Here is a 16432-nt window from a genome sequence, read left to right as displayed (position 1 = left end):
AGCCATGAGTTTGATCGCAGCAACCACCGTTGGCTCCCCCTCCTCCCCTTGTGGGAGAGGGTGTCGCCGAAGGCGACGGATGAGGGGTGCTCCAGCTTGGCTCCGACAGCACTCCGTCCAACACCCCTCATCCGTCTCGGCGCTACGCGCCGATCCACCTTCTCCCACAAGGGGAGAAGGAAAGGGGAGCGGCCAGCCATGACCTCCATCGCAGCAATCTCCACCCCCGCCCGCCGCCGCAAACTGGTCGGCGCCGGCCGCCGGCAGTGGATCGGCCTGCTCTATGTCGCGCCGGCCGTGGCGCTTGTCGTCGTCTTCTTCATCATCCCGCTTTGCATGACCGCGTGGATGTCGCTGCACAACTGGCCGCTGATGGGTGCGCACTCCTTCATTGGCCTCGACAATTACTGGGCGATCCTGCGCGATACCAGGTTCTGGAACGCACTCAAATTCACCGGGTACTACACGGTGATCGTCACCATCGCGATCTTCGCCGTCGCCTTTCCGCTGGCGCTGTTCATCGAAAGACCGCGGCCGCTGACCGGCTTCTACCGGACGTCCTTCTTCATGCCGGCCGTCATCGGGTTCGCCTCGGCCAGCCTGCTCTGGTCGTGGCTGCTCAATGTCGATTCCGGCCTGTTCAGCCCGGCCGCCTTCCAACTCGGCCTGACCGAGAAGAAGGTCAATCTGCTGGCGACGTTCCAGCCCGCGTTCTGGTCGATCATCGCCATGGTCGTCTGGAAGGTGGCGGGCTTCACCATGATCATCCTGATGACCGGCCTGCAATCCATCCCGCCGGATCTGCAGGAGGCGGCGATGATCGACGGGGCAGGGCCGCTGGCGAGGTTTCGCGCCATCACCCTGCCGCTGATGCGCCGCACGCTGGCGCTGGCGCTGATCCTGTCGGTTGCCGGCTCGGTGCTCGCCTTCGACCAGTTCTACATCATCCTGCGCGGCGGGCCGCGTAACCAGACGCTGACTGCCGTCTACTGGATTTTCAACCAGTCGTTCGTGTCGTTCAAGCTCGGCTATGGCGCCGCCCTGTCGATGATCCTGCTGGTCATCCTGGTCGCGCTCAGCCTCATCCAGCTGCGGCTGCTGCGCCAACCGGAGGGCGTTGACTGATGGCGCAGGCAAGGAGCCGCAAACGCCGTATCGGCATGCAGATTGCGGAGCACTCGACGGGCATCATCGCCTCATTGCTGTTCCTGGCGCCGATCGTCTGGACCGTGCTTTCGGCGTTCAAGCCGGCGCAGGAGTCGCGTCAGCCGCCGCTGCCGCCCTGGCCGACGACGGGTTTTTCGGTCGAGAATTACGCCACGCTCAACACGTTCGGCGACGGGCTCTGGCTGCCGGCGCAAAACAGCATCTATGTCTCTGTCATGACGGTGGTGCTGTCGGTGATCGTCAGCGTGCTGGCCGGCTACGGCTTCTCGCGCTTTCGCTTTCCGCTGAAGAACCTGCTCTTCGTCCTCATCCTGTCGACGATCATGATCCCGTTCCAGTCGATCCTGACGCCGATCTTCCTGGTGCTGACCAAGATCGGCCTGCACAACACGCTGACCGGGCTGGTCTGCGTCTATGTCACGCTGCAGCTGCCGTTCTCGATCTTCATGATGCGCAACGCCTTCGACGCCGTTCCGCGCGAGATCGAGGAAGCCGCCCGCATGGACGGCGCCAACAATGTCACCATGCTCTTGAGGGTAATGCTGCCGCTGGTCTGGCCGGGCATCGTCACCATCGCGCTGTTCGCGTTCCTCGGCGCCTGGAACGAGTTTTTGGCAGCGCTGGTGCTGATGACCGACCAGTCCAAGTTCACGCTGCCGATCATGATGACGGCGCTGCAGTCCGGCCGCTTCGGCGCCATCGACTGGGGTGCGGTGCAGGCCGGGGTCACCGTGATGATGGTGCCATGCCTGGTGCTCTTCCTGCTGCTGCAGCGCTTCTACATCCGCGGCCTCATGGCAGGGGCCGTGAAGTGACCAATCGAATCGAACCGGAGTAAATTGATGACAGCATCGCAATCCGTCAGTCAGGGCGCCACGCCGGGCCAAACCGGCAGGTCGGGCAAGCCGAAGCTCGCCTTCCGTCCGCTGCCCGTGCCGCAGGTCGATGTGCGCGGCTTCTGGGGCGACCGTGTCGATGCCGTCGCCACCAGGACCGCCGATATCCTCTATGACCGCTGCGTCGAGGCCCGCATGCTCGAGCAGATCGACCCGGACCGGCCATCGCCGGGCGTCGTCATTCCGTTTCACTCACCCTCGCCGGACGAGGCAGCCACCGCCGGCAACGAGTTCACAGGATCTACGGTGACGACGCAGATGTTCTGGGACAGCGATTGGGGCAAGACCATCGAGACCGCCGCCTACTCGCTCTATCGCCGCCGCAATGACGCGCTGGAGAAGAAGATCGACGCCGTCATCGATATGTATGGCAAGCTGCAGCAGCCCGACGGTTATCTCTCCAGCTGGTACCAGCGCATCCAGCCGGGCCTGCGCTGGACCAATCTGCGCGACTGTCACGAGCTGTATTGCGCCGGCCATCTGATCGAAGGCGCGGTTGCCTACTACCAGGCCACGGGAAAACGCAAGCTGCTCGACATCATGTGCCGCTATGCCGACCATATCGCCGAGACCTTCGGCCCCGAGCCCGGCAAGAAGAAGGGCTATTGCGGCCATGAGGAGATCGAGCTGTCGCTGGTCAAGCTCGCGCGCGTCACCGGCGAGCAAAAGTACATGGATCTCGCCAAATACTTTATCGACCAGCGTGGCCAGCAGCCGCATTACTTCGACGAGGAGGCGCGTGCCCGCGGCGCCGACCCGAAGGCCTATCATTTCAAGACCTACGAATACAGCCAGTCGCACAAGCCGGTGCGTGAACAGGACAAGGTCGTCGGCCACGCGGTCAGGGCGATGTATCTCTATTCGGGCATGGCCGACGTCGCCACCGAATATGGCGACGACACGCTGCGGGTGGCTCTCGACCGGCTGTGGGACGATCTCACGACCAAGAACCTCTACATCACCGGCGGTCTTGGACCGTCGTCGCACAATGAGGGTTTTACCGCCGACTACGATCTGCCCAATGAAACCGCCTATGCCGAGACCTGCGCTTCGGTCGGACTGGTGTTCTGGGCGAGCCGCATGCTCGGCATGGGCCCCAATGCACGATACGCCGACATGATGGAAAGGGCGCTCTACAACGGCTCGATCTCGGGCCTTTCGCTCGACGGCTCGCTGTTCTTCTACGAAAATCCGCTGGAAAGCCGGGGGAAGCACAACCGCTGGAAATGGCATCGCTGCCCCTGTTGCCCGCCCAACATCGGCCGCATGGTCGCCTCGATCGGCAGCTATTTTTACAGTCTGTCCGACGATGCACTGGCCGTCCATCTCTATGGAAACAGTACGGCTCGTTTCGATATCGCAGGGACGCAAATAGAGCTGATCCAGACCAGCAATTATCCATGGGACGGCGCGGTTTCGATCGGCGTCGAACCCGAGGCGCCGACCGAATTCACCTTGTACCTGCGCCTGCCAGCCTGGTGCCGCAAGGCGACGCTCAAGGTGAACGGGGAAGCGGTCGATCTGGAGGCTGTCACCAGCGACGGCTATGCCGCGATCCGCCGCGAATGGTGCAAGGGCGACCAGGTCGAGCTCGACCTCGAAATGGCGGTCGACCGCCTCTATGCCAACCCGCAGGTGCGGCAGGATATCGGCCGCGTCGCGCTTGCGCGGGGTCCGCTGATCTATTGCGTCGAGGAGACTGACAATGCCGGCCAGCTGCACCGCATCGCCTTGCCACGCACGGCAGACATCGAGGCGCGTGAGGAGCCCAACCTTCTGGGTGGCGTCGTCACGCTTTCAGCCGTCGCCAAAAAAGAGACCTTTGAAAACTGGGAAGACGGACTGTACCGCACCGAACCGCCCGCGGTTGAGGAAGCAAAAGTCACCGCCGTGCCCTATTTTGCCTGGGACAACCGCGATCCCGGCGAGATGCTCGTCTGGCTGAAAGACTCGTGATCCGGAGACGAAGATGATGCCGCCGACGAAAGGGATGTCTTGAATTTGCCCCGACGGCGCTAGTTTAGAGGGGAGAGTGGCGCCAGCCACTTGAATGGGTGGAGGCAGAGTTGGCGCTCGAAGATGTGGCGCGTCCGAGCGCTGGCGCTCGCGCCATGGTCCTGACCGTCGCAGCGGTGCCGTTGCTGTTCGTGATCAGCGGACTCGCCATTCGCTATGCGGCATTTGCTTCGGTGTCGGAGGAACCAGGTTTCGCGGCTTTTGCCCGCGCGCTCTGCCGCTGGGATTGTGCCTGGTATATTGACATCAGTGAACAAGGTTACGAGCGCTTTCCCATTCCAGACCACAGCAATGTCGGTCGCTGGGGCTTCTTCCCGCTCTACCCGATGCTGGTGGCGGCGATCCGGTCCGTTTTCCCTTTCCCTACGATACTGGTCGCCACCATCACCTCCATTGCCTGCAGCTACGCCGCCTGTCTGGTGGCATGGCCGCTGCTCGAGAAGAACATGCGCGCCTATGTGCTGTATTGCGCGTTTCTGCTCAGCGGCCCGTTCTCCTTTCACTTCACGACCTTCCTGAGCGAACCTCTTTTCGTGCTCCTGACCTCATGCGTTTTTCTGGCGCTCAAGCGCTCCAGCTATCTCGCCGCGGGCGTTTCATCCGCGCTGCTGTCGGCGACCAGGCTGGTCGGGGTTTTCGTCGTATTTGCAACCGTCATTCAAATGTTCAGGGAACACCGCAAGCAGGGCGGATCGACGCTGTCTTTCCCGCGTTGGGTGCTTGGCCGGCCGGATCTGCTGGTCGCTGTCCTCATCTCGCCGGCCGGTTTGTTCGCTTACATCCTGTTCCTGTACCTCACCGTCGGAGACGGCTTTGCGTTCTTGCACATCCAGCGCGCGTTCGGACGGGTGGCGGGTAATCCGCTGGTCTTTCTATGGGACGGGCTCTCCGCCGTCCCGACCACTGGATGGCTGCCCACGGCGCCGCAATGGAGCGCGCTCGCTGCGATCAGCGGATTGGCACTGTCGGCCGTTCTGGCGGCTCGCAGGCAATATGGCGCGGCACTCTTTTGCGCTCTCTGCATCATCCTGCCACTGATCACCAACCTGGCCTCGATGGTCAGATACGTCATTGGGCTTGCGCCTCTGACAATGATGCTCGCCGTCCTGTTGTCGGCGTCGAGGCTTATTTGGCTCGCAGCTTTGGTTCTCTTCCTTGGCGCCTGTTATTTCACGACTGTGGCGTGGATCGGAGGCTACCTTGCCCTGGTCTGACACTCTGGGGCCTTACAGACGCGCCGCCTCGCTCGGCGGCTACGCGCTCGCGGCGGTTCTGGCCGGGTCCGAGATCGTCATCCTTGCGCTTGCTCTCAATCCAAACGTTAATGCCGATTATCGCGCCTATTACATCGATCGGACGACGACCTGCCTCAATCGCGATGCGACCGGCAGCTACGTACTTGGCCAGACGGTATCGTTCCGGAACGACGGCGCCAAACAGGCAGCCGGCATAAAGGTCTGCGGCTGGTCGGGGCCCGTTGCCGACGGCACTCATTCCTTAGGCGAGACCTCGCGGCTTCGCGTTAAGATACCGCCGCTGCGCAACGGGCTGACAGCCACGCTGCAAATGGCCGCCGTCATTCGGCCACCGCAGATCACGCAGAGGGTTGTGATCTCGGTGAACGGTGTTCGGGCGCATGCGGTGACGCTACCTGGCAAAGAACCACGAATGGTCTCGTTCGTCATTCCACCGGCGGCGCTCGGCAAGGCCGATACACTCGAAATTGCCTTCGATTATCTCGACGGCATTCCGCCAACTCCGGCCGCCAGCAACATCTATAAGCGCTCCATCAAGCTGGTGTCGTTCCGGCTGGATGCCATTGAGATAGATTAGGTAGAGCGGTCGTCTTGCCGACCGGGCCTTCTTTGCGCAAAAACCCATCGGTCGAGCATGAGCAGATTGACCGCCGGAATAAGCAGGCATGTAACCAGAATGCCAATGATGGGCGGCAGGCCGAGTTTCGCCGTCAAAAGCGCCGGCGCCGCGTAAGCCACGGCGAAGCCTGTCGCCGTCAGCAGGAGAAAACGCGCAGCTTCCGATCGGTGCGATCCGTTCGACATGAAGGTTACCGATTTGTGGGCGAGATACGAAAACACGGCAGCCGCGGCGTAAGCCGCAAGCGACGCCTGGACAGGCGAGAAGCCGATCCATCTCGATTCGACCAAAGCGATAGCCAAGACAGTATACAGCGTTGTCGCGGCGATGCCGACCACCCCGAAGCGCGCCAGCAGCTTCAGCCCGGCGCCGGCGGTCGAACGGCGCTCAGACATGCGCACTGCACGCATACTGGGCTCCGAACGGTAGGGGCGCGAGCAGACGCTCGAGTTTTCTGGCAAAACGCCTGGCCGACGGCAGCAGCAGGAAGTGCTCGGATCGGACATCCCTGAAGCCCGTCTCCTGAAAAAGGTACCTTGCTTTGGCGGCGTTGAGCAGGACCGCATCCTGATCGAACGGACACCGGAACACCGCAAGACGCGTCAGCGGATTATAGGGATTGTGCTCGATGATGCAGGCGACGCCGCCCGGCCGCACGACGCGCCGCATTTCCCGGAAGAAATCGCGCCAGGAGGCGGGCGGAACATGATGGACGACACAACTGGCGAAAGCCAGATCGAACGCGCCGTCGCCATAAGGCAGGCTCGGCGTGGTGCAGGCCCTGTAGCTCACACGTGGATTGTCCTGGCCGGCGCGCCGGATCGATTCTTCCGAGACGTCGCAGCCATCCAGGCGCTCGAAGGCGCCTTCGAGATAAGGGTGGAGCGACCCGACGCCGCAGCCGACATCCAGCGCCCGCACACCGGCACCATCCTGCCGAAGCCTTCGCTCGACGACAAGACGCCGCAGCAGGTCGGCTTTGGCGATAAGAAAGAAGTCGTGCCTGAGGCCGGAAAACCGGATGGATCCTGCGACCGCCTCGCCATAATTTGATTTATAGCTGTCGAAGAGTTCGGCCATCAGCCGAGGCTCCGTTCCTGGGTTTTCGAAACGATCGACGGCTCTCATCCGGGGTGGTTGCACGCACCGCCTTCTCGAAGCCGGCGACCCTGTCGATCACGTAGAGCGGACGGCGTTTGACCTCGGCGTGGATACCGCCGACATAGAGCCCGACCACGCCGGTCATGAAAAGATTGATGCCGCAAAGGAGCGACACGATCACCACGGTGGATGTCCAGCCGGCAATGATGCCGGTTTCAAAAATCCAGGCGAAGATGGCGTAAGCACCGAACACCACCGCAAGCGCGGAGATGGCCAATCCGCCCCACAACGCCATGCGCAGCGGCTTCTCGGAGAAGCTGACGATACCGTGAACGGCAAGGTGCATCATCTTCCAGAATGGGTATTTGGTCTGGCCGAGGGTCCGCGCGGGACGTTCGAAAGGCACCGCCGTCTGCTTGAACCCCATCCAGGCAAACATGCCTCTGACGAAACGGTCGTGTTCGGGCATTTGCTTGAAGGTTTCCAGAGCCTTGCGCCCGACCAGGCGAAAATCGCCGACGTCGCGCGGGATGTCGACCGACGTCATCTTCTCCAGCAGGCGGTAGAAGAGGCTCGCCGTGAAGCGCTTGAACCAGGATTCGCCCTCACGCTTGACGCGGCGGGCATAGACGATCTCGAAGCCTTCCTTCCACTTCGCCACCAGATCGAGAACCACCTCCGGCGGGTCTTGCAGGTCGGCATCCATGACGATGACGGCATCGCCCGCGGCAGCGTCCATGCCAGCCGTGATCGCGATCTGGTGGCCGAAATTGCGGGAAAGCTCGATCAGCCGGAAACGCGGCTCGACGGCGACCACGTTCCGAAGGTATTCGACGCTTCCATCAAGGCTTCCATCATCGACGAAGATCGCCTCAGCCTCTCCGTCCAACCGGCAGATCAGGGAGCTGATCCGCTCGATCAGTCGAGGCAGTACCTGCTCTTCATTGTATATGGGAAGGACCAGCGAGTACCGCGGCGGCGACACGTTCACCGCAGTCCTGATGCTTTGGATCACAGAGTCTCGCATGCGGTTGAAAATGGAACGCAAGCTACAAAGTTCCAATTGTACACAAGAAATTGCTAACTTAATGGGTTTGGGCAGGTGACGATCATGAGTGGAACGGACATAGGCGGCGTTACCGCAATTGAAGATCGAGACACGGTATCAAAGAGGCTGTCGACCAATCCGAACCTGGCGCGAAGCAGCCTTTGAGGTACCGCTTCGATCATGCCGCCTAAGCCGATGTCTGCTGGCCGATCTATCCTGCTTGCGACTTCTGCCATTGCACAAGCCACATCGGAACAATAGATGGTGCGGAGCGGCCGCCCTTTTATGTCAGGCGGAAAACAGGATTACGTGCATGACCGATACGCTGGACTCAGCGAAATTGACCGACCGCGTCGCGGCCCTGGTCGAGGCTGCCAAACGCGCCGGCGCCGACGCCGCGGACGCGGTTGCGGTGCGCGGCCGTTCGACGGGCGTTTCGGTGCGGCTTGGCAAGGTCGAAGGCACCGAGGCATCCGAGAGCGAGGATGTCTCGCTGCGCGTCTTCGTCGGTAAACGGGTGGCGAGCGTCTCGGCAACCGCAGCCTCCGACCCGAAAGCGCTCGCCGAGCGCGCCGTGGCGATGGCGAAAGTCTCGCCGGAAGATCCCTATCAGGGGCTCGCCGATCCGGCCTTGCTGGTCAAGAAGCCGCGCGACCTCGATCTGTTCGACGCGACGGAAGTTTCGGCCGACCAGTTGAAGGAAGCAGCGCTGGCCGCGGAAGCGGCGGCCCTTGCCGTCAAGGGCGTTACCAATTCGGCCGGCAGCGGCGCCAGCGCCGGGCTTGGCGGGCTGGTGCTCGCCACCTCGCACGGCTTTGTTGGCCACTACGTCGCGTCCCGCTTTTCGCGCTCGACCAGCGTCATTGCCGGCGAGGGCACCGGCATGGAGCGCGATTATGAATTCTCCTCGCGCCAACATTTCTCCGACCTGGACGCGCCCGAGGACATCGGCCGCAAGGCTGGCGAACGCGCCGCGCGGCGCATCGGCGCGCGCAAGGCGGCGACCGGGCCGGTCGATGTGGTGTTCGACCCGCGCGTCGCCCGCGGCATCGCCGGCCATCTCGCCGGCGCCATCAACGGCGCGTCCGTCGCGCGCAAGACCAGCTTTTTGCGCGACATGATGGGCAAGCAGGTAGCGGCGGCGGCGATCACCGTCACCGACGAGCCGCTCCGGCTCCGTGGGCAGGCATCGCGCCCGTTCGACGGCGAAGGCATCGAGGGCGAAAAGCTGCTCATGGTTGAGAAGGGTATTTTGAACCACTGGTTCCTGTCGACCTCGGTCGCGCGGGAATTGGGGCTGACCACCAACGGGCGCGGCTCGCGCAACGGCTCCTCCGTCTCGCCGTCATCAACCAACGTCGCTATCGAGCCGGGCGAGCGGACGCCCGAAGACCTCATCAAGTCGCTCAAATCAGGCTTTTACGTCACCGAAGTGTTCGGCCAGGGCGTCGACATGGTGACTGGCGAGTACAGCCGCGGCGCTTCCGGCTTCTGGATCGAGAATGGCGAGCTCGCCTATCCGGTTGCGGAAGTGACCATAGCCTCGAACCTAACGACCATGTTCCTCAACATGGTTCCGGCGAGCGATCTCGATCGCAATTTCGGCACCGCCGCACCAACGCTTCTGATCGAAGGCATGACCCTTGCCGGAGCTTGACCAGGTCACCTCCGCCGGGGCTCGCGAGGATCTGCCGCTGCTGCGCGACGCCGCCCGCGAGGCGGGCGCCATCGCCATGCGCTATTTCGGCAACAATCCGCAAGTGTGGATGAAGGGCGGCACCTCGCCGGTGAGCGAGGCCGATCACGCCGCCGACGCCTATCTGCGCGAAACTTTGCTTGCAGCGCGGCCGGACTATGGCTGGCTGTCGGAGGAGACGGCCGACGATCCGGCAAGGCTTGCCGCCCGCCGCACCTTCGTCGTCGATCCGATTGACGGCACGCGCGGCTTCCTCGAAGGCCTTCGCTCCTGGTGCGTCAGCGTCGCGGTGGTCGAGGACGGCCGCACGCTTGCCGGCGTGCTCGAATGTCCGGCCACGGAGGAGACCTATTGGGCGCTGCCGGGTGAGGGGGCGTTCCTGAATGGCCGTCGCATTGCCGTGCGCCGCCCGGCGGCGATGGTCGAAATTGGCGGCCCGAAGCCGTTGATCGCCCTGATGCCGGCGGAATGGCAGGGCCGGCTGAGCCGCGTGCCCTATATTCCCTCGCTCGCTTACCGGCTGGCGATGGTCGCCAATGGCAGGCTCGACGCGACCTTCGTCAAACCCAACGCACATGACTGGGACATCGCCGCGGCGGATCTCATCCTGCGCGAAGCCGGCGGCGCGTTGCTCGACCAGAAGGGCCGCGCACCGCGCTATGCTCGCGAAGTGATCCACCACGGCGCGCTGGTTGCCGGCAGCGGCGAACTGCTCGCCGTCCTCTCCGGCGTCGTCGCAGGGCTGGACGGCTGAACATATCATCAATGGTTCCAAAGTCGGCGGCTTTGGTCTAGACCTGTCACAAACTCACGATATGTGAAGGACCGACATGACCGCAGAAGACGGCAAGAAGCAGCTTTTGCACCTGGTGTTCGGCGGCGAACTGAAGACGCTGGGCGGGACGGAATTCCGTGATCTCGACTCGCTCGACATCGTCGGCATCTATCCGGATTATCAATCCGCGCAAACGGCGTGGAAAGCCAAGGCCCAAGCCAGCGTGGACAACGCCCACATGCGTTATTTCGTCGTTCACCTGCACCGGTTGCTCGACCCCGACAACAAGGCTGCCGGTTGACATCTGATGGATCATGACGCCGTGAAAGGACCGGCCACGAGGTCCGCGGTCAGAGGGCGCCGCGGTGGCACCTCGAAGACATTCTGGCGCAAGATACGCGAACCGCTGGCGCAATCGCGATTCGTCAAGAACGCCATCGCCAGCCTGTTTGCGCAGTTCGTTCGCCTCGTCCGCCTGACCAACCGTGTCGTCGACGGATCGGCGCCGATGTCGGGCGGCGCCTACTCGGAGTTCGAACCCGCCATCATCGCGCTGTGGCACGGCCAGCATCTTCTGACTCCGGCCTACTATCCCAGGGGACGGCCGGTGGTCGCCATGGTGTCGCGTAGTGCCGATGCCGAGCTCAACGCTCTGATGATCGAGAAATTCGGTATCCAGGCGGTGCGCGGCTCGGGTGGACGCGAAGGCTCGAAGCGTCGCGACAAGGGCGGCGCCAAAGCGCTGATCGCCCTGAAAAAGTCACTCGGCACCGGCAAGAACGTCGCCATGATCGCTGACATTCCGCATGGCACGCCGCGCGACGCTGGGCTTGGCATCGTTCTCCTGGCGCGGCTTTCGGGCCGCCCGATCCTGCCTGCCGCCATCGCCACCAGCCGCCGCAAGGTGCTGGAGCGCAGCTGGGACAAGACCACGATCAACCTGCCGTTCGGCCGCTCCTCGATCGTTCTGGGAACGCCGGTTTTCGTACCGGCCAATGCCGATGAGGCCGAAATGGAACGCAAGCGCCAGGAGGTCACGGCCGCGCTCAACGCCGCGACCGCCGAGGCTTACCGCCTCGTGGATGGCTCAAAATGAGCGAGCGCTGGGCGCGCACCTTCCTGACGGCGTATCGTTTCGCAGGCGCAGTCGCCTACCCGCTGATCGGACCCTATGTCGCCTGGCGCACCTCCAGGGGCAAGGAGGACCGAATTCGCCGGCGCGAGCGCTATGGCATCGCCGGGCGCGAGCGCCCCGAGGGACCGGTGATCTGGATCCATGCGGCGAGCGTCGGCGAGACAATCGCTGTCGTGCCGCTGGTTGAGAGCATCCTCGACTACGGCGTCAACATCGTGCTGACGACGGGGACTGTCACCTCCGCTCAGGTTGCCGACGAACGGCTCGGCGACCGCATCATCCACCAATATGTGCCGCTCGACCTCAAGCCGGCGGTCAGCCGCTTCCTCGACCATTGGCGGCCGGATCTGGCGATCATCGCGGAATCGGAGATCTGGCCGATGACCATCCTGGAGCTCGGCGCGCGCCGTGTGCCGCAGGTGCTGGTCAATGGCAGGCTATCCGACCGTTCATTCAAATCCTGGAAGAAGCGCGCCAACATCGCCGAGGCGCTGTTCGAGAATCTCGCCCATGTCGTCGCCCAGTCGGATGTCGACGGCGAGCGCTTCCTCTCGCTCGGCGCCCGGCCGGTCACCGTATCCGGCAATCTCAAGGTCGACACCACGCCGCCGCCGGCCGATGAAAGGGCGCTGTACACGCTGAAGCGCCAGATCGGCGCCCGCCCGACCTGGGCGGCGATCTCGACCCATGACGGCGAGGAGGTGGTCGCTGCCGAGGTTCACGCGATGCTGCACAAGCGGCACCACGGTCTTTTGACGATCGTCGTGCCGCGCCATCCCGATCGCGCCGAAGCGCTTGCCGCGCAGATTTCCGGCATGGGCCTGAAAGTCGCTCGGCGCAGCAAGGGCGACCGAATCACCGCCGATACGGACATTCTGCTCGGCGACACGATGGGAGAGATGGGGCTTTATCTCAGGCTGACAGAGATCGCCTTCGTTGGTCGTTCGCTTACCTCCGAGGGCGGCCAGAACCCGCTGGAGCCGGCCATGCTCGACACGGCGGTGCTGGCCGGCCGCAATGTCCAGAATTTTCGCGAGACCTATCAGCGCCTGCTCGACAGCGGCGGCGCCAAGCTGGTGCGCGACCGCGACATGCTGGCCGGCGCCGTCAATTTCCTGTTGAGCAACGAGGTGGCTCGCCATGAGATGATGGCGGCCGGCGCGGCGACCGTCGACGAGATGCGCGGCGCGCTGGCGCTCACTTTGAAGTCGCTCGAACCCTACATTCAGCCGTTGGTCGTCAAGTCGCGCCTCAAGGGCGCCAACGGCCGCTAAGATGGCCAGCGAAGCGCCTCCCTTCTGGTGGGAAGAATCGGACTGGCGGGCGCTGGCGCTGGCGCCGCTGTCGGCGATCTATGCGCTCGTTGCCGGCCGCCGCATGCGGTCAGCGGCGCGCGAGAAGGTCGCGGCGCCGGTGCTTTGCGTCGGCAACTTCACCGTCGGCGGCACCGGCAAGACGCCGGTGGCGATCGCACTGGCTAGGCAGGCCAGGCGCATGCAGCTCAATCCCGGTTTCCTGTCGCGCGGCCATGGCGGCTCCTTCGCGCAGCCGCATGTCGTCGATCCGCATCACGACGCCGCCAAGCATGTCGGCGACGAGCCGCTGCTTTTGGCCGAGCAGGCGCCGGTCGCGGTAACGCCGAACCGAGCCGCCGGCGCGCGTCTTCTGCTGGAAAAGCATGGCTGTGATTTCCTGATCATGGATGACGGCTTCCAGAGCGCGCGCATCCATATCGACTATGCGCTGGTCGTCGTCGATGCACGCTACGGCGTCGGCAACGGCCACGTTATTCCTGGCGGACCGCTCAGGGCCGATATCGTCGACCAATTGGTTTTCACCAGCGCGCTGCTGAAGATGGGCGAGGGCCTTGCTGCCGATGCGGTCGTCCGCCAGGCGGCGCGTGCCGGCCGGCCGATCTTCGAGGCGCGTACACGGCCAAGCAGCAAGGCGGGGCTGGCCGGCAAGCGATTTCTCGCCTTTGCCGGCATCGGCCATCCCGACAAGTTCTTCGACACGGTCCGCGAGGCCGGCGGCGAGGTCGCGCTGACCCGGTCGTTTCCGGACCATCATTTCTATGGCGAGGACGAGCTTGCCGAACTGGCAACGACAGCGCGAGGTGCCGGACTTGGCCTGATCACCACCGCCAAGGACGCCGCCCGGCTGCGCCATGATGCCGCGTCCGCGGATTTCCTCGGACAGCTCGATGTGCTGGAGATCGACACCGTCTTCGATCCGGACGACGTGCCCGAACGCATCATCGACGAGACGCTGGATGCCTGGCGGCAGCGCAAGCTGCAGGGCTGACTTTGGAGCCGATCCGGAAGCTGGTTTAGCGCCGGCGGCGCAGTTCGGGATTTGCCTCGATCTCGCGGCGCAGCGAGGCCGCGGCACTCACATAGGGCTCCTGCCTGGCGACGCTCCAATATTTGAGCTCATCGAGCGGGATGCTTTCGCCGGTGACTGCGCAGCGCACGAAGGCGCCGGGGCTGGTCACCTGGAAGTCACCGTCTAGGTAGCGGATACGGGCTTCCTTGCCGCCGGGGCCTTCGAAGCGGTTCATCATGACAGGGAGCCAAGGTTCATGACGATGTCATCGCCACAAAATGCCGGCAAGGTCAAGCTTGGTGCGAGACAAGATTGGGTTTGGTCGGCTCTGTTTCAGACGACAACAAGCCGAGCAAGCCGGCAAAGTGGATGTCCGGCATCCTACTGCTCGGCTACGATGAAATCCTCGATCTTTTCCGCCCCCAGCCCGGCCTGGGCCGCGATGCGCCGGGCAAGCTCGGCGGCGGCGGCGCGCGGTCGCCCTAGAGGCCGGTCGAGCCAGTAGGATATCGGGCTGAGGACGCTGCGGTCGTCCACAGCGACGATGCGGCCTGACTTCAGTTGATGCTCGATCATCGGCGGCCGCGCCAGCGCGATGCCGAGGCTATGGGCGGCGGCATCGAGCACCAGATTGTAGTCCTCGAAGCGGCGGTCGTGCGGACGCGGGCGATAGTCCATGTCGTGGGCGGCAAACCAGGCGCGCCAAGCCAAAGCATCCGAATCATTGATCAGCGGGAATTTGAGCAGCCGGGCAGGGTCGCCACGGCCGATCTCGCGGGCGAGGTCCGGCGAGGCGACCGGAAACACATGTTCCTCGAACAGCTGCACCGAGACGCGGCCGGGGATGCGGCCGCGGCCGCAGCGGATCGACAGATCGATGCCCTCGTCGGCAAGGTCCGCCTGGCGGATATCGACGTCGAGCACGATACGCAGCTTGGACGGATTGTTTTCCAGCGCCGCCATGCGCGGCATCAGCCACAGCCCGCTGACCGAGGGGATCGAGGTCAACCGCACCACGGCGGTGCCGCGCGGCTCGACCCAGCGGTCCGAATTGCTGGATATCAGGGCGAAGGCCTCAGTGGTGCGCAGATGCAGGCGGTTGCCTTCGATCGTCAGCGACACCCCACGCGCGCCGCGATCGAACACTTTCAGCCCGAGCCAGTCCTCGAGCTTGGCGATCTGCCGGCTGACGGCGCCATGGGTGAGGTTGAGTTTTTCGGCAGCCGCCGAAAAGCTGCCCGTCCGGGCCGCGGCGTCGAAGGCGCGCAGGGTCTCGAGTGGCAGCATCGCGTCTGAGCTGTGATCCATAGTCACAGCTGACTCTCGATTTGGTCGTTTGTCAATCGGCCAGGAAAGGCGCTTTGTGTGTTTGGGGACATGAAACGCGAGAATAATGAAATGAGCGCCTGTACCGGCACGTTGAATACGACACAGCGGATCGACACCACTGCAATCATAGCGGTCGCGCTAACAGTGGTCGGCTGGGCTTCGGCCTTCCCGGCGATCCGCGCCGGCCTCGTGGCTTTCGGGCCGTTGGAACTCGGCGCGCTTCGCTTCGCCATTGCGGCGGTACCGGCGGCGATCTTCCTCGCAGTCAAGCGGCCGGCACTGCCCCGGCTCGATGAATTGTGGCGCTTCGGGTTCGGCGGCGCTGTCTTCGTTGCGCTGTACACGGCAATGCTCAATTTCGGCGAGCTGACCGTCTCGGCGGGTGCCGCCGGCTTCATCATAAATGTCAGCCCGATCTTCACCGCGATCATGGCGATGGCGCTGCTCGGCGAACGCTTCTCAGGCCTGGCCTGGGTCGGCACATTGCTGTCCTTCGCCGGCATCGGCATCATCGCCATGGGCGAGGGACAAGGGCTTCGCTTCGACAATGGCGCGCTGCTGATCCTTGGCTCGGCGCTGTGCTCGGCCGTCAACACCATCGTGCAGAAGCCGCTGTTTGCCACCCATCATCCGCTGACCATTTCGGCCTCGAATATGGTGCTCGGCGCGCTCTGCCTGCTGCCTTTCCTGCCGAGCGGCCTGGCGCAGGCGGCGGTTGCCGATACTGCCGGCCTTAGCGCCGTGATCTTTCTCGGCATCGTGCCAAGCCTGATCGCTTACGCCGCCTGGGCAACAGCACTTTCCCGGCTGCCTGCAGCCCGTGCCTCGAACTTCCTCTATCTGGTTTCGCCGGTGGCGACGCTGATCGGCTTCTTCTGGCTGGGCGAGGTACCGACGCTGCTCGGTGTTCTCGGCGGCGCGCTGGCGCTTGGCGGCGTGATCGTGGTGAATTTGAAGAGGTAAATCAGAGGGTGGGCCGTCTCTTGACTCGAAAAGAGCCGCTATACAGCGGCTCTTTTCGGACCCCCACCCCGCTGCTCCGCAGCGACCCTCCCCACAAGGGGGAGGG

Annotated in this window: 17 protein-coding genes; 12 read left to right on the top strand and 5 right to left on the bottom strand. The window is 63.7% G+C overall.

The genetic code is table 11. The annotated features are described in order from the left end of the window. Window positions 1–198: 198 nt before the first annotated feature. From NKH36_RS26995 to NKH36_RS26975, 5 genes are all read left to right on the top strand, one after another. Complete coding sequence (locus tag NKH36_RS26995) at window positions 199–1125, top strand: carbohydrate ABC transporter permease (protein WP_352960164.1); 927 nt, start codon at window positions 199–201, stop codon at window positions 1123–1125. Further along, window positions 1125–1982: a carbohydrate ABC transporter permease gene (locus NKH36_RS26990; protein ID WP_095496181.1), complete on the top strand. Its 858-nt coding sequence runs from the start codon at window positions 1125–1127 to the stop codon at window positions 1980–1982. Before NKH36_RS26995 ends, NKH36_RS26990 begins: the two co-directional genes overlap by 1 nt. 27 nt (window positions 1983–2009) lie before the next feature. Continuing rightward, the gene (locus NKH36_RS26985; protein WP_352960167.1) at window positions 2010–4019 is read left to right on the top strand and encodes a glycoside hydrolase family 127 protein; all 2010 of its coding nucleotides are present in this window, start codon (window positions 2010–2012) and stop codon (window positions 4017–4019) included. Window positions 4020–4174: 155 nt separating this feature from the next. Then, window positions 4175–5293: a putative hexosyltransferase gene (locus tag NKH36_RS26980; RefSeq protein WP_352960169.1), complete on the top strand. Its 1119-nt coding sequence runs from the start codon at window positions 4175–4177 to the stop codon at window positions 5291–5293. Then, window positions 5280–5912, top strand: coding sequence for a hypothetical protein (locus NKH36_RS26975; RefSeq protein WP_352960171.1), 633 nt, complete (start codon window positions 5280–5282; stop codon window positions 5910–5912). The genes NKH36_RS26980 and NKH36_RS26975 overlap by 14 nt, the downstream gene beginning before the upstream one ends. Here the strand turns inward: NKH36_RS26975 and NKH36_RS26970 are convergent. Genes NKH36_RS26970 through NKH36_RS26960 form a run of 3 tightly spaced genes read right to left on the bottom strand, consistent with a single transcriptional unit; the run spans window position 5909 to window position 8070 of the window. Further along, entirely contained in the window at window positions 5909–6349 is a 441-nt protein-coding gene (locus tag NKH36_RS26970; RefSeq protein ID WP_352960173.1) for a GtrA family protein, read from the bottom strand. The genes NKH36_RS26975 and NKH36_RS26970 overlap by 4 nt on opposite strands. After that, window positions 6342–7034 (bottom strand): class I SAM-dependent methyltransferase, encoded by a 693-nt coding sequence (locus NKH36_RS26965; RefSeq protein ID WP_352960175.1) that lies wholly within the window; start codon window positions 7032–7034, stop codon window positions 6342–6344. Before NKH36_RS26965 ends, NKH36_RS26970 begins: the two co-directional genes overlap by 8 nt. Continuing rightward, on the bottom strand, window positions 7009–8070 hold the full coding sequence (locus NKH36_RS26960; RefSeq protein ID WP_352960177.1) for a glycosyltransferase family 2 protein: 1062 nt from the start codon (window positions 8068–8070) through the stop codon (window positions 7009–7011). The genes NKH36_RS26965 and NKH36_RS26960 overlap by 26 nt, the downstream gene beginning before the upstream one ends. 346 nt (window positions 8071–8416) lie before the next feature. Here NKH36_RS26960 and NKH36_RS26955 point away from each other — a divergent pair, with 346 nt between their 5' ends. From NKH36_RS26955 to lpxK, 6 genes are all read left to right on the top strand, one after another. Continuing rightward, window positions 8417–9760, top strand: coding sequence for a TldD/PmbA family protein (locus NKH36_RS26955; RefSeq protein WP_352960179.1), 1344 nt, complete (start codon window positions 8417–8419; stop codon window positions 9758–9760). Further along, entirely contained in the window at window positions 9747–10553 is an 807-nt protein-coding gene (locus NKH36_RS26950; protein WP_352960181.1) for a 3'(2'),5'-bisphosphate nucleotidase CysQ, read from the top strand. The genes NKH36_RS26955 and NKH36_RS26950 overlap by 14 nt, the downstream gene beginning before the upstream one ends. A 76-nt stretch (window positions 10554–10629) precedes the next feature. Next, a complete protein-coding gene (locus NKH36_RS26945; protein ID WP_352960183.1) occupies window positions 10630–10875 on the top strand; it encodes a DUF4170 domain-containing protein in 246 nt (81 codons plus the stop codon). A 6-nt stretch (window positions 10876–10881) separates the two neighbouring features. Continuing rightward, window positions 10882–11670, top strand: coding sequence for a lysophospholipid acyltransferase family protein (locus NKH36_RS26940; RefSeq protein ID WP_352960185.1), 789 nt, complete (start codon window positions 10882–10884; stop codon window positions 11668–11670). Further along, complete coding sequence (gene waaA, locus NKH36_RS26935; protein WP_352965213.1) at window positions 11667–12983, top strand: lipid IV(A) 3-deoxy-D-manno-octulosonic acid transferase; 1317 nt, start codon at window positions 11667–11669, stop codon at window positions 12981–12983. The genes NKH36_RS26940 and waaA overlap by 4 nt, the downstream gene beginning before the upstream one ends. 1 nt (window position 12984) lies before the next feature. Beyond that, window positions 12985–14013, top strand: coding sequence for a tetraacyldisaccharide 4'-kinase (lpxK, locus tag NKH36_RS26930; RefSeq protein ID WP_352960189.1), 1029 nt, complete (start codon window positions 12985–12987; stop codon window positions 14011–14013). Between the two features lie 25 nt (window positions 14014–14038). Here the strand turns inward: lpxK and NKH36_RS26925 are convergent, their stop codons facing one another. Both NKH36_RS26925 and NKH36_RS26920 read right to left on the bottom strand, forming a co-directional pair. After that, complete coding sequence (locus NKH36_RS26925) at window positions 14039–14272, bottom strand: DUF2093 domain-containing protein (RefSeq protein WP_352960191.1); 234 nt, start codon at window positions 14270–14272, stop codon at window positions 14039–14041. A gap of 143 nt (window positions 14273–14415) precedes the next feature. Further along, window positions 14416–15342 (bottom strand): LysR substrate-binding domain-containing protein, encoded by a 927-nt coding sequence (locus NKH36_RS26920; RefSeq protein ID WP_352965211.1) that lies wholly within the window; start codon window positions 15340–15342, stop codon window positions 14416–14418. 90 nt (window positions 15343–15432) lie between these two features. Here NKH36_RS26920 and NKH36_RS26915 point away from each other — a divergent pair, with 90 nt between their 5' ends. Continuing rightward, entirely contained in the window at window positions 15433–16326 is an 894-nt protein-coding gene (locus NKH36_RS26915) for a DMT family transporter (protein ID WP_352960195.1), read from the top strand. Window positions 16327–16432 lie beyond the last annotated feature (106 nt).

The sequence above is a fragment of the Mesorhizobium sp. M1312 genome (assembly GCF_040318115.1).
In the GTDB taxonomy this organism is placed as follows: domain Bacteria; phylum Pseudomonadota; class Alphaproteobacteria; order Rhizobiales; family Rhizobiaceae; genus Mesorhizobium.
The sequence above is the reverse complement of the archived record's forward strand: the minus strand, read 5'-3'. Positions and strand labels throughout refer to the sequence as shown.